Raw genomic sequence first — 22587 nt, 5'->3', positions numbered from 1 at the left:
ATTTTACAGTTTGAATTCTAACTTCACATTGAAGAAACGCCCTGTAAGACGTACTGGAACCGGATACATATAATTTGTATTGTAATCCGTGATCCATTGGTTAGCCACTGTATTATTGATATTAAATGCGTTGAAAACCTGAACTCCAAGTGATAATTCCTGGAAGTTGCCCCAGAAACCTGATCTCTTATTTTTATCTTTTGGATCAATAAATACTTTTGTTAATCCAATATCTACCCTTTTATAAGCAGGTAAAGTTTGCTGATAATTATATGCTGAAGAAAAATCAGGTTTACCATTATCATTAAACATCACAGGAGAACCTGTTGGTAATCCCATTGCATATACCAATGTAAGATTCACCCTCATGGATGGGAATTGTGGCATATAATCCTGATAGAACAAAGCAACTCTAAATCTCTGATCTGTTGGTCTTGGGATATCTCCTTTTCCATCAATATTTTCATATACCCTAGCATAACTCGCAGATAACCAAGAGTCTACTCCTGGAACAAATTCACCGAATAATCTTGTATCAATTCCGTATGCATATCCTTTTGCATTATTCTCTCCTGAATAACGGATTCTCACATTATCCATATAATACGGAATCAGGTTATCCATTTTCTTGTAATAAAGCTCCGTTGTTAGTTTAAACGGTCTGTCATACATATAGAATTCGTAGTCATTAGCAAGAATGGCCTGGATAGATCGTTGGGATTTAATATTCGAATTGAAGTTTCCATCAAGATCTTTAATCTCCTTATAAAAAGGTGATTGATAATAGATACCTCCCGAAAGTTTAAACAACATATCGGTATCCCAGTCCGGTTTGATAGCAAACTGAACTCTTGGCGAGAATATGGTCTCTTTATTGAAACTCCAGTTAGATACTCTTACTCCGGCATTTAAAAATACTTTGCTTGCTCCCCAGTAGAATTTTTGAGAATACTGAGCATAAGCGGATAATCTTGTAGGCTCTATATTATTATTTCCGGCAATATGATAGAACAATCTAAGATCTCCTGTTGTAGTTCCTGATCTCGGATCAATAACTTCCGGTCTTGGAAGACTGTATCCTGCAGAATCTACCAGTTTCCATTCATTGGTAAGATCTTTAAGGTTTTCTTTTTCATATTTGAATCCAACTTCAATATCTGTATTGACATTAGGTGAAAACTTTGCTCTAAGCTGAGTTCCATAAGTTCTTACAAACAAATCGTTTCTGGCATGTTCTGTCTGCGCTCCGGTATCATAACTAGAAACAGGTTCTTTGGTGATAGGATCGAATGTCTGTAAATCATATTCTGAACGGATGGTATAGTATTCTCTTTCTCTGTTCTGATAAGCAAATGCATCTAATGTAAGTTTCCATTTGTCTGCGGGCTTATAGTTCACAGAAAATGTACCCATCATATTTTTATACTGGTCATTTTCTTTACCACCATATCCTATATTTACAGTAATAGGCTGCTGAAGACTTCCAAAAGTAACACTTTTCCCTTTAGGGATCATTTCATAATCATTCTTAGAATAATATCCTATGAATGACATGGAAAGTTTATCATTAACGTGATAGTTCAGATAAGACTGAAAGTCCCAGTAACTAGGATTAAAATCTGTATCTTCTTTTAACGTATTCAGAACAAGATTTGTATTTCTGTATCTTCCTGAAAATAATGCTGTAAACTTTTTATTCTTGGAAGCTAAGCCGGTTGTTAATCTCCCACCGATTAAGCTTGCTTCTCCGGAAACCTCAAATTTTTCAGGTTCACGGTAATAAATATTTAAAGCAGAAGACATTTTATCACCATATTTAGCTTCAAATCCTCCTGCTGAGAAGTTCACTGCTGACACCATATCCGGATTGATAATACTCATCCCTTCCTGCTGAGAATTTCTAATCAGGAAAGGTCTATAAATCTCAATATCATTGATGTAGATAAGGTTTTCGTCATAGTTTCCACCACGTACCATATATTGGGAAGAAAGCTCAGTATTGGAGTTTACGGAAGGTAATGTTTTAATCAATCCTTCAATTCCGCCACTGATAGAAGCTACAGCTTTAGCTTCTTTCGCAGAAATTTTAACATTGGTAATGTCACTTGTCTTTCCTATTATTTTTTTCTGGAAGACAACTTCCTCTATATCGGTTACTTTAGTCGTTGATGTATCTTTTTTCCTCTGTTGAGAGAAAAGCAGTACAGGAACCATAAGGCTTAGCGGTAAAACTAGTTTTTTCAAAAGAAATATTTTAGAATTTCTAAAATTAATGTTTTTTTAACAATTACAAAATCGATTCTCTAATTCTTGTTAATTTTTGTAATAAATCTTCTAATAAATCTAGTCTTAGCATATTGGCGCCATCAGATAATGCTGTTTCCGGAGTTGGGTGAGTTTCTATGAAAATTCCATCTGCACCTACTGCAATCCCTGCTTTAGCAACGGTTTCAATAAGATCTGGTCTTCCCCCTGTTACTCCTGAGCTTTGGTTAGGCTGCTGTAATGAATGTGTCACATCCAAAATCACCGGTGCATATTCTCTCATGGTAGGAATTCCTCTGTAATCTACGATCAAATCTGTATATCCGAAAGAATTTCCTCTTTCAATAATTGCAACCTTCTGATTATCAGAATCCGTCACTTTCTGAACAGCAAACTTCATAGATTCCGGAGAAAGAAACTGTCCTTTTTTCAGGGTCACACATTTTCCTGTTTTCGCTGCAGCAACCAATAGGTCTGTTTGACGTACAAGGAATGCAGGAATCTGAAGAACATCTACATATTGCGCAGCTAGTGCAGCATGTTCATTTTCGTGAATATCAGTCGTAGTAGGAATATTGAAAGTTTCCCCAACTTTTTTAAGGATTTCAAGAGATTTTTCTTCTCCAATGCTTGTAAAAGAGTCTACACGGCTTCTGTTGGCCTTTTTGAAACTCCCTTTGAAAATATAAGGAATATTATACTTGTCTGTAATATTGATTACTTTTTCAGCAATTCTCAATGCCATATCTTCTCCTTCAATAATGCAAGGCCCTGCGATAAGGAAAAAGTTCTTTGAATCTTTGTGCTGAATATTATCTAAATACTGAATCATTTTGTTGTTATTAAAAAGTTCAGTAAAAATACTGAGAAAGTTTCAGACTTGGAAATTATTTGGGGAGAGGTTTTCGTTTTAGAGTTTTAGAATGAAATTATTCATTCCTTATCAATCTACTCTCCATTTAGGCTAAAGCCTATGGAATTGCTTATATTAAAAAGAACGGGCTAAAGCCCGTTCCTATTGAATTTTTGTATTGCAAATAAAAGCTATACCATCTTTTTCAGAATTTTCTCAAATGTATTAACATTTCTGCTGGTCATCTGATCTTTCAGGCTCTTCTTTCCCAAGACCTTTCCAAAAGTAGAATCCAGAGTGTTTCCTTTAGGAACCTGCCAATAAAATATATCATTAACAATTTCTGCTTTTTCATTAGCTGCCTGCGTTGATTTTTCAAACTCAGCCATCAAGACATGTTCTACTCCAGATGTTCCTACAAAACCATAAATATGAAGATCTGCATTCTTTTCAAAAGGAATATTTTTCCAGAAGGCTTCGGTTTCTTCCTGAGATTTGATAAACAAAAAAGCTTCATAGGAAAAGTATTCTGACATGGCTTTCTCTAAAATTGTTTTCAATTCATCTGTATTTTTATCAGATGAAAATACAATATTTCCGGAAGCTAATATGGACACAACGTCCTTCATCCCAGCCTCTTTAAAAACCTGGCAGACATCCGTCATTTTCATATTTGTTCCTTTTACATTTACGCCGCGGAGAAAAGCACAATATTTCATAGGGTATTAGATTTTAGAGTGAATTTATTCATTCCTTATTACGCTACTCTTCAATTTTTAATCTTTTAATCAACTCTGATATACAGATTATAGTCTGTTCCGGAAGGTTTCAGGTTGTAGATCTTTTCCAATATTTTATTATCGTTTTTCAGATGATCTTTTACTCTGAATTCTTTCAGTAATTTATAGTGAGTTTGATAATAGTCTGCATTTTTTCCTTTGTATAAGTTCTGGTAAGAAAGCAGGTATTTTGGTTTTCTGTTTTTAACGGTATTGATCCAGTAATTTGTTTTATCCTTTTTGATCTCTTCCTGAATCTGTTTGTCTACCAATCCTACTTCATCAATGGTTTTTAATCCTGAAAAATAAGGAACATATCCTGCAGGCTCCAATAAAATCCACTGATTTTTATCTTTCTCATACTTGTTTAAGAACCGTCCGATAGTTCTACGATAGTTCCATTCTCCGTTTCCTGTTGCAATAGAATGAATGGTCTGGAAAGCCAACATCGGGACAATATAAAATATAACAAGCATAGACAGCCATAATTTTCTTCTCTCTTTCTGCTCTAATACAAAAATAAGAACCGGAACAAAAAGTAAAAGCTGAGGAACCCAATAATACCAGTCGAATAAGCTTTTTTGAGAGATAAAAATAATCTGTTTTACCCATCCGAAAATAAAGATCATCCATAAGAAATAATTCCTCTTTTCTCTTTGTCTGATCAGATAAATAAAGCAAAGTATCTCAAAAATAAGAACAATAATCGTGATGGGATTAAAAGCGCCGGGAACCTTCAGCATTCCCCAGAAATTCCCAAAACTTACCAGGAAATAGTTGAGATGTTCTCCGAAGGTCAATTGTTGTTCGTAAAGTAATTTTTTAGCAGTAATAGTGTTATTAACCACTTCTCCGAAGTAAAACCAGTTGAAAGCAACTGTTGATAAAAGGCCTAAAATTCCTCCAAAAATATAATTCCATCGGATCTTCCTATTCCAGAACAGATCAACCAGAAATACAATTCCAAGGAAGATAACCGTATCTACCCTTGTAAACATGATCAGGATCGGAAGAAGAGTAAGCACCCATTTTTTCCCTTTATGGAAACCATAGTACAACAAAGACATTTCCAGGAAGAACAAAATTCCGTACTCCATTCCCAGGATTGAAATCTTGATGGCAGGAGGTAGAATTCCAATTAAAAAGATAAAAATAGCTTTGTGCCAAGGATTTTTAAGAACCAAATGAGATAGGAACAACGTTCCAATCGTAAATAATAAGGAATTAAAAATCAAAAGAGGTTCAATAAAATGTTCTTTACCAAAAATAAGGTTGAAAATATAAGACACAAAAACGTACAAATGGGTGGTAGAAGCAGAAATCTTAGTATCGCCATTAAAACCAATTACCCCGTAATCCAACAAGTTCTGAGCTACTCTCCAGGTGATGAAAGCATCCTCCTGAATGTAATGAGTTAATAAGAAAATAAGTTTAAAAAGAACCGTAATGATTACGGCATATATTGGGAGTTTGCTTTTTTGTGTTTCAGCCATTATGCTTTTTTAGTTTCACAAATATAATCTTAAAATTCAGGACTGCCAATAACAAAAAAACGGAACCGAAGTTCCGTTTTTAAAAGTATTTTATTGTGTTGCTTTGATAATTGCTGAAGTAATCTGATTTTCTTTTTCCTTAGAATAAGTTGAATCAAAAGGTTCCATAACGTCAAATAAATATTGGTAGAATGGTGTGATCTTTTGAACATCTTCAGATTCTTTCATTGCTTTTTCTTTGCCCATCTCCTGAAGTTCTTTTACAAAAGCATTGAATTTTTTATCAATCGGTTCAATGGATTTTACCAGATAAGCATATGCTTTTTCTTTTTGTCCGATCTTCATATAAGCATCTGTAACCGCTGCTACCACAAGAGAATATTCCATTGGTTTTGTTCTCATCTGTCTTCTTAAGTAACTTTGATCTGCTTTAGAAAGGCTTAAGTAGTAATCATACTCATCAAAGATTCCCTTTTTAAGGACTTCTGCGAGTTGTAATCCTTTTTGCTCCTGTCCTGCGATAATATATCCGGTTACAATAGAACTTAAAGAACGTGGATCATTGTATTTTTCAGCAGGGATTTCTTTAGCTGCAAGATCAAGGATCTCTAATGCTTTAGCTTTCTGTCCGCTTAATGCTAATGCTGAAGCGGCTCTGCTTGCTGACATTCTGTAGCTGATGATATTAGACGTTGCCGTTTCATCAAAGTGAGCATTCAGATCTTTAAAGTTACCCCATCTGAAGTTTTTCACCACATTATAAAGGTTGTTGGCATCTACTCTACCCATATCTCCGTCTGCTGAAGGTGGCGTTTGGATTGGAATTAATCTGTAGCTGAATCCGTCAAACTGAAGATAGTCATTAAGGTAGAAAATGTTTTCACTGTCATAAATACCTCCTGAAGAGAAGTTAATTGGACGCTTCCAATCGAAATTCGCCAATAAATCCATCAAGATCAGGTTATTTTTATATAGTGTATTTCCTTTATAAGTAATCATGATCTGATTCGCTACATTTGGAAGATCAGCCTGATTGATAATTCCAGCTTTTAAAGCATTTTCTTTATTTACCGGAAGAATAAATTTGTTTACCGGAAGAATGTTATACTTTTCATATTTCTCTTCTCCGAAGTACATTTTCAATAACTGATCTTTTTCAGGAGATTTGAATTTGATAAACTTAATTGCATCTTTCAGCGTTAAAGAATCTTGTGTAAGGTACTTTCTGAAGTCTTTGAATTCTGTATCCGGAACTCCTTGCTCTTTCAACATAGAGAAAACTCCTTCCCAATCTTCCTTCTTCATCATATAGATCTGGTCATTTACACCATCTCTATAATCCTCATGAGTCAACTCACTTGGAATTCCCATTGCGTTGTAAGTTCTTCTTTTCACCTGGTCAAGATTCCAAGGTGTTGAAGCAAGAGTAAAGTTAACCACTTTCACATCATCTCTGAATCTTTCCGTTTCCTGAATAGCCCAAACCGGATAAGTATCATTATCACCATACACGAATAAAATATCGTTCTTCGGTAATGATTTTAACACTGAATATGCATAATCATAAGCAGTATATCTGTTACTTCTATCGTGAACATTATAGTTCTGGAAGCCCATCATAAAAGGTACTCCTAATAATACAACTCCTAAAGCAATATTAGCTCCGTTCGATTTGATTTTAGATTGTACAAACCATAAAATAGCTCCAGCTCCCAATCCGATCCAGATCGCAAAAGCATAGAATGAACCTACCATTGCATAATCTCTTTCTCTTGGCTCAAAAGGTTTTACTCCTGTATAGAAAATAATTCCGACACTGGTAATAATGAATAATGATAATAGCGCATAGAATCTTCCAAAGTCTCTGTTTAATTGGAAAAAGAATCCGATTAATCCTAAAATTAGTGGAAGGAAGAAAAATGCTACTGTACTTTCATTTTTGAATTTAGCAGGCATTTTATCCTGGTTTCCTACATTCACATTATCGATAAACGGAATTCCGGAAATCCAGTTTCCTTTTGTGCTTTCCATGTTTCCTTCAAGGTCATTCTGTCTTCCAACATAGTTCCACATCAGGTATCTTACAAAGTAATATCCGTTCTGAAAGGAAATAAAGTAATCCATATTCTGAAGCAATGAAGGCTTCTGAACATTAATAAGGTTATAAGGTTTTACCTTTAAATAGTCTGCTGCTGTAATCGATTTATCCTCATATTTAGCTCTCAGCTCATCAAAGATTTGCTTAGCCTGAGGGTTATCTGCTACATCTTCATTTGCATAATTGAATGTAAAATCAGGTGCTCCGTACATCGAAATGTAGTTCGCCATTACATCTTTATCTTCATTAAACATTCTTGGCATTAAGCTCACTTGAGACTGGCTGAACACATAATTGAATCGGTCTCCAGTCTTTCTATAAGTTCCGGTTTTTTCATCTTTTTCGTAGATTTCTCCGGTCTTTTTTGTTTTGAAGCTTCCATCTTCATTCTTCTGAATCCCGTTTGCATCAAGGAAAGCTGTATAGTTTTGTCCGTAGATGGTTGGCCAGTCACCATATTGTTCCCTGTTATAATAATCTAACATTCCAATCGCTGTATCCGGATCATTAAGGTTCATCGGTGGATTAGCATTCGCTCTGATCGGAATTACCATCCAGCAAGAGAAACCAATCATCATAAAAACCACAGATAAAGCAGCCGTTTGATAGATATTCTTTTTTGCTTTTCTTGCATACTTAATCAAGAAATAGCAAATCACTACCATTAAAATAAATGCTGCAATTGTTCCGGAGTGGAAAGGAAGTCCAAGACCATTAACAAAGAAAATTTCCAATCTTCCGAACATCGTCATAATCAAAGGGAAAATAATTTTGAAAACTACGATCAAAATCCCTAATGTAATAAGGTTTGCCAGGATAAAGTTTTTCCAGGTAAACTTATAGTTTCTTGCATAATATACAAGACATACCATAGGAGTTGCCAGCATACACATCATGTGTACCCCAACGGAAAGTCCTAAAACGAAGAAAATAAGGATAATCCATCTTTCACTGTCTGCTGCCTGATACTCATTTTCCCATTTCGTAATCAACCAGACCAAAAGCGCGATGAACATAGAAGCCATAGAGTATACCTCACCTTCTACTGCCGAGAACCAAAAGGTATCTGAAAACGTGAAGCACAATGCTCCTACCGCTCCGGCAAACAGGATAGAGATTTCCTGATGTTTTGTAATTTCTTCAAAATCTTTGTTTAGCAATCTTCTCACAAAATGAGTGATCGTCCAAAACAAAAATAAAATAGTCAGCGCACTGAACAATGCAGACATCGCGTTGATTACGATGGAGTAATTTTCGCCTTTCCCTAATGCAAAAATGGCTGCCACGGCACCCACTATCTGGAATAAAGCAGCTCCGGGAGCGTGCGTTACTTCAAGTTTTACTGCAGAAGAAATGTACTCACCACAATCCCAAAAACTGAAATTGGGTTCTATTGTGGACAAGTACGTGAAAAACGCAATGACGAAAATCACCCATCCTAAAACGGTGTTCCATTGCCTAAAAGTCCAATTTTTCATAGTATTAAATCAATTATGCGAAAATAAGGCTTTTATATTATTTTATATTGTTTTTAACAAATTTTAAAAATTTGGCTTAAAATTTGCGATTAAACTCCTGCTAATACTGTAAACAGGAAAATATTTTTTTACGAAACGATGGTCTAGAAATCAAACAAAAGTTTAGTAATTATTTATTTTTTTGTATTTTTGCAGTCAGATTTTTATTGAAAATAACAAATAATGAGTAATGTTTACGATAATATTCTTGGCCTAATAGGACATACTCCTATGGTGAAGCTAAATACTGTTACAAAAGATATTCCAGCAACCGTTTATGCCAAGTTAGAATCATATAATCCTGGACATTCTACCAAAGACCGAATCGCACTTCATATTATAGAGAATGCAGAGAAAAAAGGCTTATTGAAAGAAGACTCCGTAGTTGTAGAAACTACTTCTGGAAATACTGGGTTTTCTATTGCCATGGTATGTATCATCAAAGGATATAAATGTATTCTCGCGGTAAGCGACAAAACCAAACCGGAAAAAATCGCTTATCTTAAAGCTTTAGGAGCTACTGTTTATATATGTCCTGCCAATGTACCGGCGGATGATCCTAGATCTTATTATGAAGTAGCGAAAAGAATTGCTTTGGAAACTCCCAATTCTATTTACATCAATCAGTACTTTAATGAACTGAATATTGATGCCCACTACCAGACTACAGGTCCTGAGATCTGGGAACAGACAGAAGGTAAGATCACTCACCTTTTTGCCTGTACCGGAACAGGTGGTACTTTATCTGGTTCAGCAAAGTTTTTGAAGGAGAAAAACCCGGATATTAAAATTATTGGGGTGGATGCAGATGGTTCTATATTAAAAAGCTATCACGAGACAGGTGAGATTCACAAGGAAGATGTACACCCTTATCAGATTGAGGGAATGGGGAAAAATTTGATCCCTTCTGCTCTTCTTTTCGATAAGGTAGATGAGTTTGTAAGGGTAAATGATGAAATGGCTGCCTACAGAACACGTGAGATCGCTTTAAAAGAAGCAATCATGGGAGGTTATACTACAGGAGCTGTGACTCAAGGACTTATACAATATGCGAAGTCCCACGAATTAACCGAAAATGATATGGTTGTTTTAATCTATCCTGACCACGGTTCAAGATATATCACTAAAGTATACAGTGATAAGTGGATGGCCGAACAGGGATTTGTTAACAACTGTGTCCACAATTATGACGAAGTCTTTAAGACAGAGTTTATTAAATAGAACAAATAAAATCACGATATAATAAAGCCTTTTGCGTGTTCTACAAGAAAGGCTTTTTTAATTAAAAATTACGATACAATGTTGGATATTTTTGAAAGAATAAAAGAAAATCCAGGACCTCTTGGACAATTTGCAGATTACGGAGAAGGATATTTTATTTTCCCAAGATTAGAGGGACCTATCGGCCCGAGAATGCAATTTCAGGGTAGAGAAGTAATTTTCTGGAGTGCCAATGATTATTTAGGATTATGTAACCATCCTGAAGTAATAGAAGCAGATGCAAAGGCGGCTGCAGAATACGGAATGTTCTATCCAATGGGAGCAAGAGCGATGTCTGGAGAAACAGATCAGCACCTTCAGTTGGAAAGAGAGTTGGCAGACTTCGTACAAAAAGAATCAGCATATTTATTGAATTTCGGTTACCAGGGAATGGTTTCTACCATTGATGCTTTGGTAAGCAGAAACGACGTTATTGTTTATGATATGGATTCTCATGCCTGCATCGTGGATGGAGTAAGACTTCATTCAGGTAAAAGATTTACCTACAAGCACAACGATATGGCGAGTCTTGAGAAAAACCTTCAGAGAGCGACTAAAGTGGCAGAAGAAACAGGAGGAGGAATCCTTGTGATTACTGAAGGGGTTTTCGGAATGAGAGGCCAGCAGGGGAAAATTAAAGAGATCTGCGAACTTAAATCAAAATATCAGTTCAGACTTTTAGTAGATGATGCTCACGGTTTCGGAACATTAGGTAAAACGGGAGCAGGTGTAGGTGAAGAACAAAACTGTAACGATCAGATTGACGTATATTTCTCTACTTTTGCAAAATCAATGGCTGGTTTCGGAGCATTCCTTGCGGGAGACAAAGAAATCATCAGATACCTGAAGTTTAACCTAAGATCGCAAATCTTCGCAAAATCTCTTACCATGCCAATGGTAATCGGAGGATTAAAAAGACTAGAGCTATTAAGATCAAGACCTGAGATTAAAGCTAAACTTTGGGAAAATGTTGAAAAATTACAAAGTGGATTAAAAGAAAGAGGATTCAATATTGGTGACACCAATACTTGTGTAACTCCGGTAATGATGCAGGGAACTCCTGTAGAAGCTACTCTATTGGTAAAAGACCTTAGAGAAAATTACGGGATCTTTACTTCAGTTGTCGTCTATCCGGTAATTCCTAAGGGAATGATTCTTTTAAGACTAATTCCTACCGCTTCTCATACGGATGCAGAGATTAATGAAACTCTGGCTGCATTTGAAGGGATTCATGATAAATTGGTAAGTGGTTACTATAAAGAGCAGGAACAATTATTACTGCAGGAACAAGGATTAAGTTTTAAACCGATCTAATCTTTAAACAAAATAAAAAAAACCACTGATCTATTGACTCAGTGGTTTTTTTGTTTTAAAAACTATAACTATACAATGCAAATAAAACTTAGAGGTTATTTATTGGGTATTTTTTCGGCAGTCTCGTACGGACTGATTTCGATTTTTATCCTGCCCATCAAGCAGGCTCGTTTTTCAATGGACATCACCTTGTTCTACAGGTTTTTCTTCTCAGCCATACTGGTGGGAGGATATCTCATTTATTCTAAACAAAATTTCAAAATCAATAAAAAGGAAGCTTTAATATTAGCTATTCTTGGAATATGTTATGCCCTTTCTTCCGAATTTCTGTTTATAGGTTATGATTTTCTTACTCCAGGAATTGCTTCTACAGTTCTGTTCATCTACCCGGTAATTGTAGCGTTGATTATGTTTTTCTTCTATAAAGAGAAATTAACCAAACTATCTATCGTTTCATTATTTCTTGCCTTTGCCGGAGTGATTGTTTTATGTCTAAAAGGAACAGGTTTTGAGATCAATTTTGCAGGATTGGGAATCGTGATGCTTAGTTCACTATTTTATGCGTTGTATATGGTAATTGTCAATAAATCACAATTGAAAGTTTCAGGGTTTAAGCTTACCTTCTACTCGATGCTTTTTACGTCTTTGTTTTTTATGACAAAATCAGTTATTGGGAATCAGTCATTTGCTATCCCTTCAATGAGTATTTTTGTTAACTTTCTTATTTTTGCCTTTCTTACTACCGTTATTTCCAGCTTGTGTCTGGTCTATGCTATTAAAAGTATTGGTTCTACTCCGGTCGCTATTTTAGGAGCGTTGGAACCGGTAGTTGCTGTAATGGTAAGTGTATTTATGTTTAATGAAAAGTTTACAACCAATTTGTTAATTGGAATTACACTGATTTTATTGGGAGTTACGCTGAATGTTATTTCAGACCGTAAAAAGGTAAGCTCAATGTAAAAGTATTACTATTTTAATCATATGATGAAAGCCGGACAAATAGTTCCGGCTTTATCATTTATGAATCAAAACATTCGTTATTTATCTGATGACATCTATATAATCAGAATATTTTCCTGGTTCTATTTTAAAGTACTGACTTCGCTTCTGTAAGGGTAACCGCTTTTCCCAATGCTCCGAATTCATGTAAATCACCAAAAACTTCTATTCGGATAGACTGATCAATGCCCCCTATTCTTAAAGGATCAAATCCCGCGTCCGTAATAACTTTTTCCACATCATTATTTACTTCCATATCATCTGATGCATAAAATAATACAGATTTTACTGGACTCCCGTTTGAAGCACCTGCGAGAGTTTCTGCCCCAAGAGTTCCGAAAGCTTTTACCAGTTTAGCACCTTTGGGAAGAATAGCTTTATTAAGCTCTCCCGCTGATTCCCTTTCACCAATAATTTTTTTGAATCCCCCATTTCCATCAGGAGCAATAGGATTGGATACATCAATAATGGTCTTATCTTTTAAAATATCTCCATAATCACTAAAAAAATCTTTAAAAGAGCCAAACCATATAGCAGGAATAACAAGATCAACAGTATTGATAGCCTCTTTAATACTCATACTTTGGGCAAGTCCTCCTGATTTTTCAGCAAAATCCTTTGCTTCTTCGCTGTTTCTTGAAGCAACAATTACTTCATGATTATTTTTTATCAAATCGTTAGCAATTGCTTTTCCGATATTTTCTAAGCCAATTACGGCTACTTTTTTCAATGTTTCCATTTGTTTGAATTTTAATATTTGTTTAGGTCAAAATTACTTGAAAAGGCTATGAAAAAACAGCAAACTAGTTTAAGAAATCATCTTGACTTTTGGTAAGATCAATTCTTAAACTAGTTTCATATTTTAAAAGGAAATAAATTAATTTTTTATTCTTTTTTGTCGGATTTTACTAAGAAACTGTGGTGTTATTCCCAGATAGGAAGCAATTTCTACATTAGAAATACGGTTAGCTAATTGAGGATATTGTCTGAGAAAAAATTCATATTTTTCTTCTCCTGTTGAACTTATATTCTGTAATACTCTATTCTGCAGTTCAATGAATTTATGTTCAATAATCACTCTAAAATTTCTATCAAACTTTGGATAATAGGTATAAAGATACCAAAGGTCATTTTTTTCAATTTGTAGTACAATAGAATTTTCCAGGGCAATGATGTATAGTTTGCTGGGATTTCTGTTATGAAAACTATCAATATCTACAATCCAGTCATTTTCTGAAGCAAACTGAAGATTATGTTCTTCCCCATTATGATCTATACTATACATTTTGAGACATCCGGAAACTACAAATGTATAGTACTGGCATATATCATTTTCCTGTAAAATAAATTGCTTTCGCTTAATTCTTCTTTCTATCATACGCTCATCCAATACTTCAATTTCTTCTTTTGAAAGTGGAATAAAGCTTTTAAAATAGCTGATAAGTGGAGCGGTTTCTTTTGACATGGCCAATAAGATATATTGTATTTGGTTTCCAAATTTTCAAAGAATACAATGAAAAATAGATAAGACAATATATCAAAAAAAAACTGAATAAGTAAATGATAAAGCCTCGATGAATGTTTATAGATCTTCTTATCTTGCATTTATCTATTTTCTTTTGAAAAAACAGATCAATTTCATGAAAGAATTACAACAACTCACAAAGGATCAATTATATAATCGACTTAAAAACCAGTCAGAAGATTTTTATTCTGTAACTACTTCAGCTCTGGATTTTTCTTTATTCGAAGATCAGTCTTTAGACGAAGAAGACTTTTCAGAATTTCTTGAGATACTGGATCAGGAAACTATAGAAAAAATAAAAGAAAGTTCTTTACAGGCTAATGAGGATGAACTTCCTATAATTATCCTTTCTGAGAATGAAAGCTCAACATCTCTCAATTTAGTAACCAAGGATGGCGAGGGTTATAAAGTTATTGTATTTGACCAAGATATTACTCTTTCCGGAGACCTCTTTGTTGAGGATTATATTGTGCTTATTGTTATTGGAAATATACAGGCAAAAAATGTAATCGTCAATGGTTCATTATATTGTACAGGAAATCTGTCCTGTAATATCCTGTTTGGAGCATCTGGTAACGATAATGAAACTTATATTAGCGGAAATATTAACAGTTCACTAATTGCTGAAAATGGACAGTATACAGTTGCAAAAGGCACTATACATTCAGAATATTTAATCAGTTTTCATAATGTAATTGAAGGAAAATCAGGAAAATACATTGAAAAAACAATATTGGATAGCACCGACGAAGCAGAAGTTTTAACACCTGAAATTTTAGATGAGAATGGGTATTTTGAAGAAGAGTCTTTTCTTAATTTCATCAAAAATAATCCACCTGATGCTGTGTTTAAATAATTTTTAAAACGCAAAGTTTTAATCATCCTACTGCTCTATTTTAGGAGCAAAAAAAGTAACTCTGTCGCTAAAGAAGCTATATGGATAATACATTCGCTTAAAAAGAATCAATGGAATTGATTCCATACTTTGCCTTCTTAAAATACAACACATCGAAAAATAAAACTTTACGTTAAAGAAATTTATCTTCAATGATATTCATCAAGAATCCCAATACCACAACTGCATTTTATCTGCGAAACCTGTGAGATCCGCGGGAAAAATTATCAAAGACAAAACTGTCATCATTTAGAACTGTTTATAATCAGAACAAAAAATTTTTTTCTGAAAGAACTTTAGAATAACTTTGCAAAAAATTTCTGTTGAAAGACCTACTTCTTATTACTCCGCCTTTTACCCAACTTAATACTCCTTACCCGGCAACAGCTTATATTAAAGGGTTTTTAAATACTAAAAATATTTCCAGTTATCAGATGGATTTGGGAATAGATGTTATTTTGGAGTTATTTTCAAAAAGTGGATTACAAAAGGTTTTCAGTAAAGAAATTGATCTTCAGAATATTTCTGAAAACTCTCAGAGAATTTATGCCTTAAGAGAAGAATATTTAAAAACGATCGATCAGGTTATCCCCTTTTTACAAGGGAAAACACCAACATTGGCAAGACAGATCTGCAGCATGAACTTTCTCCCTGAAGCTTCCCGATTCAATCAATTGGATGATATGGAATTTGCTTTCGGAAATATGGGACTTCAAGATAAAGCAAAGCACCTGACGACCTTGTATCTGGAAGATATTTCAGATTATATTGTTGAAAATATTGATGCCGATTTCGGATTCAGCAGATATGCTGAACGTCTGGGTAAAAGTGCCAATTCTTTTGATGAATTATATTCAAAATTATCTGATCACCAGACATTTATTGATAATTTCACCTTAACCATTCTTCGTGAAAAAATAGAAACTGTTCAGCCTAAATTGGTCTGTTTTTCTATTCCTTTTCCTGGTAATTTATATTCTGCATTCAGATGTGCACAGTTTATAAAGAAAAATTTTCCGAATATTAAAATCGCAATGGGTGGAGGCTTCCCCAACACAGAATTAAGAGAAATCAAAGATCAAAGAGTATTTGAATTTTTTGATTTTATTACGTTGGATGATGGTGAACTTCCTCTTGAACTTTTATGCGAAAATGTCTGTCATCCTGAACACAATGAAGAATCTCAATACAAAAGAACATTTTTAATTGAGAATCAGGAAGTCGTTTATAAAAATAACACCAAAAGGCACGATTACAAACAGGCAGACATTGGTACTCCGGATTATACAGATTTAAGACTCGATCAATATATTTCTGTGATTGAAATTGCCAATCCTATGCACAGTTTATGGAGTGACGGAAGATGGAATAAATTAACAATGGCTCACGGATGTTACTGGGGAAAATGTACCTTCTGCGATATTTCTTTAGATTATATCAAGATCTACGAACCTATCTCTGCCAAAATTCTGGTTGACAGAATGGAAGAACTCATTAAAACAACAGGTGAAACCGGTTTCCATTTTGTGGATGAAGCCGCACCCCCAGCTTTGATGAGAGAGGTTGCGCTTGAAATTCTTCGTAGAAATCTTGTGGTTACCTGGTGGACGAATATCCGTTTTGAAAAAAGCTTCACCCGTGATCTATGTTGTTTACTCAAGCTATCCGGATGTGTTGCTGTTTCAGGTGGACTTGAAGTAGCCAGTGATCGATTATTGAAATTAATTGATAAAGGTATTTCTGTGGAACAAGTTGCAAAAGTGACGAGAAATTTTACAGAAGCCGGAATTATGATCCATGCTTATTTGATGTATGGCTATCCTACCCAAACTGTTCAAGAGACAATTGATTCTATGGAAATGATTCGCCAGTTATTTGAAATGGGAATTTTACAAAGTGGTTTTTGGCATCAGTTTGCAATGACCGCCCATTCACCGGTTGGATTGAATCCCGAAGAATTTGGAGTTACCCCAATCAAACAGGAAATTCTATTTGCCAATAATGATATTGATTTTACAGACAAAACAGGAATCAATCATGATAAATTTAGTTCAGGTTTAAAAAAATCTTTATTCAACTATATGCATGGAATTAATTTTGATCTTCCCCTTCAGGAGTGGTTTGATTTTAAAATTCCAAGAACGACCATTCATCCCGATTATATTCATGATAGCCTATTGGAAGATGAAGATTTTAAATTTAAAGCCAATTCAAAAGTCGTCTTTCTAACCAAAAATGTAATCGCTGAGAATCGCGTAAAAAATAAAAAGAAATATTCTGGTACATATACGCTTCTTACATTCCACCTAAAAACCAATATTGTAAAGGTTGAGCTTGAACAGGATAAAGCGGAATGGCTGATGGATATTTTGGAAGAACATTCTATAGATAATCAGAAAAAACCTACAGCTCAGCAACTTAAAAATAAATTTGAAGAAAATTTTGAAGATTTTGAATTGTTCTGGTTCTCAAAACCAATGCAGCAATTGAAGGAAAATGGGGTTATTTTAAGTTTATAAAATTGTTCTGATTTTTCTCAGAGATTTTCTAATGAAGGATTTTTTATTTTTCTCACGCAGATTTTAGAGATTAGGCATATTATAGATTTTGGCTAAAGCCAATAGAATTTTATGTTTATTATAAAATGGGCTAAAGCCCGTTTCTATTGGATGGCTTTTACATTTTATGATAGCTGCTTATCCATAATCTTTGTCATTCCGTAGGAATCCAGCCTCCTATTTTAAAATGTAATTCTGGGATTCTTTCCGGACAAAATTCTGCTAAAAGGGTTCTTACAGATACCCCTTATTTCACTTGCTTATTATATCATTATTTATATCCAGGAAAAAAGAAAATTCGTGTATTAATGGCAAAAAATATACACAACGCGAATACACGAATAGAAAATCTATTTTTAAAATATTAGTAAATAAAAAAACCTCAGAAAATATTTCCAAGGTTTTATCGTATGCTTTTTAGCTAAATTTAATTAGGGCTATCTTTTGTAACAGGGCCTACAGATACTTTTTCCTGAACTTTAATAAAATTCGGATCCATAATGGCCATACGTTCTGCAAGGGCTTTATAGGTCGGATATTTTAAAATAGAGGCTCTTCCGGACATTTCCCTGAAGAGTGTAAAAGACTTTCCACCAGCAGTTTTTAGCTGCTTTGTTGTTGTAATATATTTCCCTATGAACTTACTTTTTGCATCATAGATCTCAATATCTATAAAACTCTTTTCCTGAATCTTATCATCTGAACCAAAGCTTACAGGCAGATTGGTAAAATATCCCACAGGAACTCCATTACTAAGGATCTCGCCTACTTTATTTACCTCAAGATTCATTTTGTCAATCTTTTTTCTGATCGTATAGGCATCCTTTGTTTTACTGTCCAGTTTCCTTTTTGGAACGTTTGAGAACAGCTCATCAAGAGTCTTCACATTGATTCCTTTACTATCAATGATTTTAAAATCTTTCACGGATGTATAAACTGCAGATCTTTCTTCTCCGGAAAATGCAGAAGGTGAAGAATAATCAACTTCTATGGTTTTATCCCTGTTATATACTCTATTGATCTGGATATAGCTGTCCCTTACAGAGTCTACAATACTTTTATCAATAAATTTTATGGTGTATAAAGGTGTTTCCTTTAGATCCATGAAAGTATATTCATTGGATTTATTGGATATTTTGGCCACCGGGATCCCGTCTAAATTGATAATTCCTCTTTTGGTTTTAATATTCTGAGCATTGAGGCACACCCCCAGAATTGTAAAGAATATGATTATACTTTTCTTCATAGAATCAGATTTTTACATGAATTGAAATAAAATAAAAAAAGTGTAACCAAAGTTACACTTTTTTGAAAATATATTTAGCTTTTCATTTAATTATTCGCAAAGGATAATTCCTTTGTTATGATTAAATTCCACAACACCGCTCTTGATAGAATATGAAAAAACAGAGTCTTTATCATTTTCTTTGGTTAGGTTTTTTGCGAAAGCTTCATCTACAGAGTTTGTAAAAAGCTTTACTTTCCCACCAACTAAAGAAGAAACGATTCCTGCGTGGTTTTTCATGATGTGGAATTCACCATTTTTTCCAGGCAATAATACTGAGTTTACTTCTCCTTCAAAAACTACATATTCCGGTGTTAATATTTTTATATTCATTTTAATTTAGATTTGAAGATTTCAGATTTCAGATTTCAGACAACGTAAAGTCTCATGTCTGGTATCTGGTATCTTGTGTCTAATTTATTAAGCGTTTTCAGCTAACATTTTTTGTCCAGCTTCGATAGCTTCCTCGATAGTTCCTTTCAAGTTGAAAGCAGCTTCTGGTAAGTGATCTAATTCACCATCCATAATCATGTTGAATCCTTTGATAGTATCTTTGATATCTACTAATGATCCTGGAATACCTGTAAACTGTTCTGCTACGTGGAAAGGCTGAGATAAGAATCTCTGAACTTTTCTTGCACGGTAAACAACTGATTTATCTTCTTCAGAAAGTTCTTCCATACCAAGAATCGCGATGATATCCTGAAGTGATTTATATCTTTGAAGAATTTCTTTTACTCTTTGAGCACAGTCATAGTGATCGTGACCGATAACTTCTGGAGAAAGGATTCTTGAAGTAGATGCCAATGGATCTACCGCTGGGTAAATACCTAATGAAGCAATCTTTCTGTCAAGTACCGTAGTTGCATCCAAGTGAGCAAACGTAGTTGCAGGAGCCGGGTCAGTTAAGTCATCCGCAGGTACGTATACCGCTTGTACTGAAGTAATTGAACCATTTTTAGTTGAAGTAATTCTTTCCTGCATCGCACCCATCTCAGAAGCAAGAGTTGGTTGGTAACCTACCGCTGATGGCATACGACCAAGAAGTGCAGATACCTCAGAACCAGCTTGTGTAAAACGGAAGATGTTATCTACGAAGAAAAGTACGTCTCTACCTTGTCCGCTTTCACCACCATCTCTATAGTACTCAGCTAATGTAAGACCAGAAAGTGCTACTCTAGCTCTTGCACCTGGCGGCTCGTTCATCTGTCCGAATACGAATGCTGCTTTTGAATCTTTCATAGCCTCTAGGTCTACTTTAGAAAGATCCCATCCACCTTCTTCCATAGAGTGCATGAAAGCATCTCCATATTTAATAATGCCTGATTCAAGCATCTCTCTCAAAAGGTCATTTCCTTCTCTCGTTCTTTCACCTACTCCGGCGAATACAGAAAGACCTCCGTGCCCTTTTGCAATATTGTTAATCAACTCCTGGATCAATACGGTCTTACCTACACCAGCACCACCGAACAATCCAATTTTACCTCCTTTTGCGTAAGGCTCAACTAGGTCGATTACTTTAATACCTGTAAATAAAACTTCTGCTGAAGTTGATAATTGATCAAATTTTGGAGCTGGTCTGTGAATTGGAAGACCACCTTCCTTAGAAATATCTTGAAGTCCGTCGATAGCATCACCAACAACGTTGAATAGTCTTCCGTTTACAGCCTCACCGATTGGCATAGTAATAGGATTTCCGTATCCGATTACATCTTGACCTCTCTTAAGACCATCAGTAGCGTCCATTGCAATACATCTTACTGTATCTTCGCCAATATGTTGTTCTACCTCTAAAACTACTTTTTCACCGTTTTCTTTTGTAATTTCTAACGCGTCATAGATTGCTGGAACTGCTTCCACATCATTAAAGACAACGTCGATTACCGGACCAATAATTTGAGAAATTTTACCTTTAATTTGGTTTGCCATTGCTAAATTTTTTCTTGGTGCAAATATAGTGATTCTTCGTAAACACGCAATTGGTAAAAAAAAGATTTTTATCATGCTTTTTGTAAACATTACTGAGCGTAAATTTAAGACCTATTCAAGGGAATTAATTGTTATTTTAGTAACCTCTCATTATTTTCCAGAATTATTTTGTCATATATACAGATATTGTCTTCAATTTTTCCTATTTTGAAAATAACAAATTACCCCAGCCCATAGTCGCTACATTCAAAATAAAGGCTTTATATTTGCAATCAAATTTTTCCGTTTTGAAAGTTTTCAAAAATTTTAATGATTATTCCTCTCAAAAGCCTCTAGCATTGTCTTTAGGTATGTTTGACGGGGTGCATCTTGGACATAAAAGTATTATCGATGAACTGATTACAGTAGGAACAGAAAACAATCTGGAAACTGCCATCCTTACTTTCTGGCCACATCCAAGATTTGTTTTTAATCCTAATGAAGATCTAAAGCTTCTGAATACCATTGAGGAAAAACAGCAGCGTATTGAAAAATATGACATTGACAATTTGTTTCTGAAAGAATTTGATGAAGAATTCAGAAACCTTACCGGAGAAGAGTTTGTGCGCCAGATCCTGATTGATAAACTGAATGTAAAATACCTTATTATAGGATATGATCATTCTTTCGGAAAAAATAAAAGTGGAAATTTTGAACTTCTTCAAAAACTGTCTAAGGAATTGGATTTTGAAGTTGAACAGATGGAAGCCATTAATATTCACGAGAATAATATCAGCTCTACCAAAATCCGAAATGCACTTTTAACAGGCAATATCAAAGAAGCCAATGAAATGTTAGGATATTCCTACCCTGTTTCTGGAACGGTAGTACATGGAAAGAAAATTGGAAGAACCATTGGATATCCAACAGCTAATATTGAAACAGAATCTATCAAACTCTTACCAAAGAAAGGCGCTTACATTGTGGAAGTACAGGTAAAAGGCCAGCAGTATAAAGGAATGTTGAGCATTGGAACAAATCCTACGGTAAATGGAGAGAAGTTAACAGTGGAAGTTTATATCCTTGATTTTGATCATGATATTTACGATGAAAAGATCACTGTAAAATTCAGAGATTTTCTTCATGATGAAATCAAGTTTGAAGGATTAGAAAAACTTATTGAGCGACTGGATGAAGATAAACGATTGACAGAAGAATTTAATTTCTAAGATAAAAAAGGCTATTCATTTTTGAATAGCCTTTCTTATTTTTTTATTTTAAAGTCTTTACGTAGATTTTTTGGACTTCACTATTTAGTTTTACATTAGGAAATGCTTTATCATGGTCAATAAAGATATCTCCTTTTTCATTGGCTTTTCCATTTCCGTCTGAATCCCATTCTGTAGCAATATAATATTTTACTCCATTTGTAGGTTTTGGAGTGATTTTACTTTCCGCATCTTTTGGTACCGGCAATTCAATAGTAAAAGGAATTTCCTTTCCTTCAAATTCTTTTTCAGTAATTAAGGTTGCAGGAGCATCCTGTAATCCCTCACTTATTCCATATAAGCTCACTTTAAGCTTTGGATTCTTAATTGTAAATTTATCTGTTCCTGTAAATTCAATTTTAAGATTATCCGAAGAATTTTCTGTCGCTTTCTCAGATACTGAAGCTTCAGGAGCTGTTTTCTTTTCTGTTTTGTTACAACTTGAAAGTGTCAATGCACTTGCTGCCATGAATAATAAAAGGTGATTTTTCATATATTCTTATTTTAATTAATGTGTATTCAATATTTCACAAATATTTGATAACAAAATCCATACCCGAATTGATTTTA

At 34.5% G+C, this 22587-nt stretch carries 17 protein-coding genes; 6 read left to right on the top strand and 11 right to left on the bottom strand.

Annotation, left to right across the window (positions count from 1 at the left end; translation table 11 throughout):
* Positions 1-3: 3 nt before the first annotated feature.
* The 5 genes from GTR01_RS22105 to GTR01_RS22085 all read right to left on the bottom strand — a co-directional run bounded on the left by GTR01_RS22105 (position 4) and on the right by GTR01_RS22085 (position 8966).
* Positions 4-2244, bottom strand: coding sequence for a TonB-dependent receptor plug domain-containing protein (locus tag GTR01_RS22105; RefSeq protein WP_160139889.1), 2241 nt, complete (start codon positions 2242-2244; stop codon positions 4-6).
* 43 nt (positions 2245-2287) lie between these two features.
* Positions 2288-3097, bottom strand: a complete 810-nt coding sequence (gene kdsA / locus GTR01_RS22100; RefSeq protein ID WP_076351837.1) for a 3-deoxy-8-phosphooctulonate synthase — start codon at positions 3095-3097, stop codon at positions 2288-2290.
* Positions 3098-3309: 212 nt separating this feature from the next.
* The gene (locus tag GTR01_RS22095) at positions 3310-3837 is read right to left on the bottom strand and encodes a DUF1697 domain-containing protein (RefSeq protein ID WP_160139888.1); all 528 of its coding nucleotides are present in this window, start codon (positions 3835-3837) and stop codon (positions 3310-3312) included.
* Positions 3838-3902: 65 nt separating this feature from the next.
* Positions 3903-5390, bottom strand: a complete 1488-nt coding sequence (locus GTR01_RS22090; RefSeq protein ID WP_160139887.1) for a hypothetical protein — start codon at positions 5388-5390, stop codon at positions 3903-3905.
* 90 nt (positions 5391-5480) lie between these two features.
* The gene (locus tag GTR01_RS22085) at positions 5481-8966 is read right to left on the bottom strand and encodes a DUF2723 domain-containing protein (RefSeq protein WP_160139886.1); all 3486 of its coding nucleotides are present in this window, start codon (positions 8964-8966) and stop codon (positions 5481-5483) included.
* A 222-nt stretch (positions 8967-9188) separates the two neighbouring features.
* Between GTR01_RS22085 and GTR01_RS22080 the strand changes: the two genes are divergently transcribed.
* The 3 genes from GTR01_RS22080 to GTR01_RS22070 all read left to right on the top strand — a co-directional run bounded on the left by GTR01_RS22080 (position 9189) and on the right by GTR01_RS22070 (position 12539).
* A complete protein-coding gene (locus tag GTR01_RS22080) occupies positions 9189-10226 on the top strand; it encodes a PLP-dependent cysteine synthase family protein (protein ID WP_160139885.1) in 1038 nt (345 codons plus the stop codon).
* Positions 10227-10307: 81 nt separating this feature from the next.
* Complete coding sequence (locus GTR01_RS22075; RefSeq protein ID WP_185155157.1) at positions 10308-11579, top strand: aminotransferase class I/II-fold pyridoxal phosphate-dependent enzyme; 1272 nt, start codon at positions 10308-10310, stop codon at positions 11577-11579.
* A gap of 75 nt (positions 11580-11654) precedes the next feature.
* Positions 11655-12539: a DMT family transporter gene (locus GTR01_RS22070; protein ID WP_228452316.1), complete on the top strand. Its 885-nt coding sequence runs from the start codon at positions 11655-11657 to the stop codon at positions 12537-12539.
* A gap of 127 nt (positions 12540-12666) precedes the next feature.
* Here the strand turns inward: GTR01_RS22070 and GTR01_RS22065 are convergent, their stop codons facing one another.
* Together GTR01_RS22065 and GTR01_RS22060 are read right to left on the bottom strand one after the other, a co-directional pair.
* Entirely contained in the window at positions 12667-13317 is a 651-nt protein-coding gene (locus tag GTR01_RS22065; protein ID WP_160139883.1) for an NADPH-dependent F420 reductase, read from the bottom strand.
* A 138-nt stretch (positions 13318-13455) separates the two neighbouring features.
* Positions 13456-14043, bottom strand: a complete 588-nt coding sequence (locus tag GTR01_RS22060; protein ID WP_160139882.1) for a Crp/Fnr family transcriptional regulator — start codon at positions 14041-14043, stop codon at positions 13456-13458.
* Positions 14044-14218: 175 nt separating this feature from the next.
* On the opposite strand from GTR01_RS22060, the gene GTR01_RS22055 reads away from it, so the two are divergent.
* Positions 14219-14959, top strand: coding sequence for a hypothetical protein (locus GTR01_RS22055; RefSeq protein WP_160139881.1), 741 nt, complete (start codon positions 14219-14221; stop codon positions 14957-14959).
* Between the two features lie 362 nt (positions 14960-15321).
* A complete protein-coding gene (locus GTR01_RS22050; protein WP_160139880.1) occupies positions 15322-17517 on the top strand; it encodes a B12-binding domain-containing radical SAM protein in 2196 nt (731 codons plus the stop codon).
* 466 nt (positions 17518-17983) lie between these two features.
* Here GTR01_RS22050 and GTR01_RS22045 read toward each other — a convergent pair whose 3' ends face one another.
* The 3 genes from GTR01_RS22045 to atpD form a co-directional block, all read right to left on the bottom strand.
* Positions 17984-18802 carry a hypothetical protein gene (locus tag GTR01_RS22045; protein ID WP_160139879.1) on the bottom strand — a complete coding sequence of 273 codons (819 nt, stop codon included), beginning with the start codon at positions 18800-18802 and terminating at the stop codon, positions 17984-17986.
* 90 nt (positions 18803-18892) lie between these two features.
* Complete coding sequence (locus GTR01_RS22040; RefSeq protein ID WP_123871407.1) at positions 18893-19174, bottom strand: FoF1 ATP synthase subunit delta/epsilon; 282 nt, start codon at positions 19172-19174, stop codon at positions 18893-18895.
* A gap of 87 nt (positions 19175-19261) precedes the next feature.
* Positions 19262-20770 carry a F0F1 ATP synthase subunit beta gene (gene atpD, locus GTR01_RS22035; RefSeq protein WP_160139878.1) on the bottom strand — a complete coding sequence of 503 codons (1509 nt, stop codon included), beginning with the start codon at positions 20768-20770 and terminating at the stop codon, positions 19262-19264.
* 287 nt (positions 20771-21057) lie between these two features.
* Between atpD and GTR01_RS22030 the strand changes: the two genes are divergently transcribed.
* Positions 21058-21978 carry a bifunctional riboflavin kinase/FAD synthetase gene (locus GTR01_RS22030; RefSeq protein ID WP_160139877.1) on the top strand — a complete coding sequence of 307 codons (921 nt, stop codon included), beginning with the start codon at positions 21058-21060 and terminating at the stop codon, positions 21976-21978.
* A gap of 43 nt (positions 21979-22021) precedes the next feature.
* On the opposite strand, the gene GTR01_RS22025 is transcribed toward GTR01_RS22030, so the two are convergent.
* Complete coding sequence (locus GTR01_RS22025; protein WP_228452315.1) at positions 22022-22510, bottom strand: YbaY family lipoprotein; 489 nt, start codon at positions 22508-22510, stop codon at positions 22022-22024.
* Between the last annotated feature and the right edge of the window lie 77 nt (positions 22511-22587).

Origin of the sequence: Chryseobacterium sp. c4a (assembly GCF_009900745.1) — a bacterium.
Lineage (GTDB): Bacteria > Bacteroidota > Bacteroidia > Flavobacteriales > Weeksellaceae > Chryseobacterium.
Note: the sequence above shows the minus strand (reverse complement) of the source record. Positions and strands in the feature narration are given on the sequence as shown.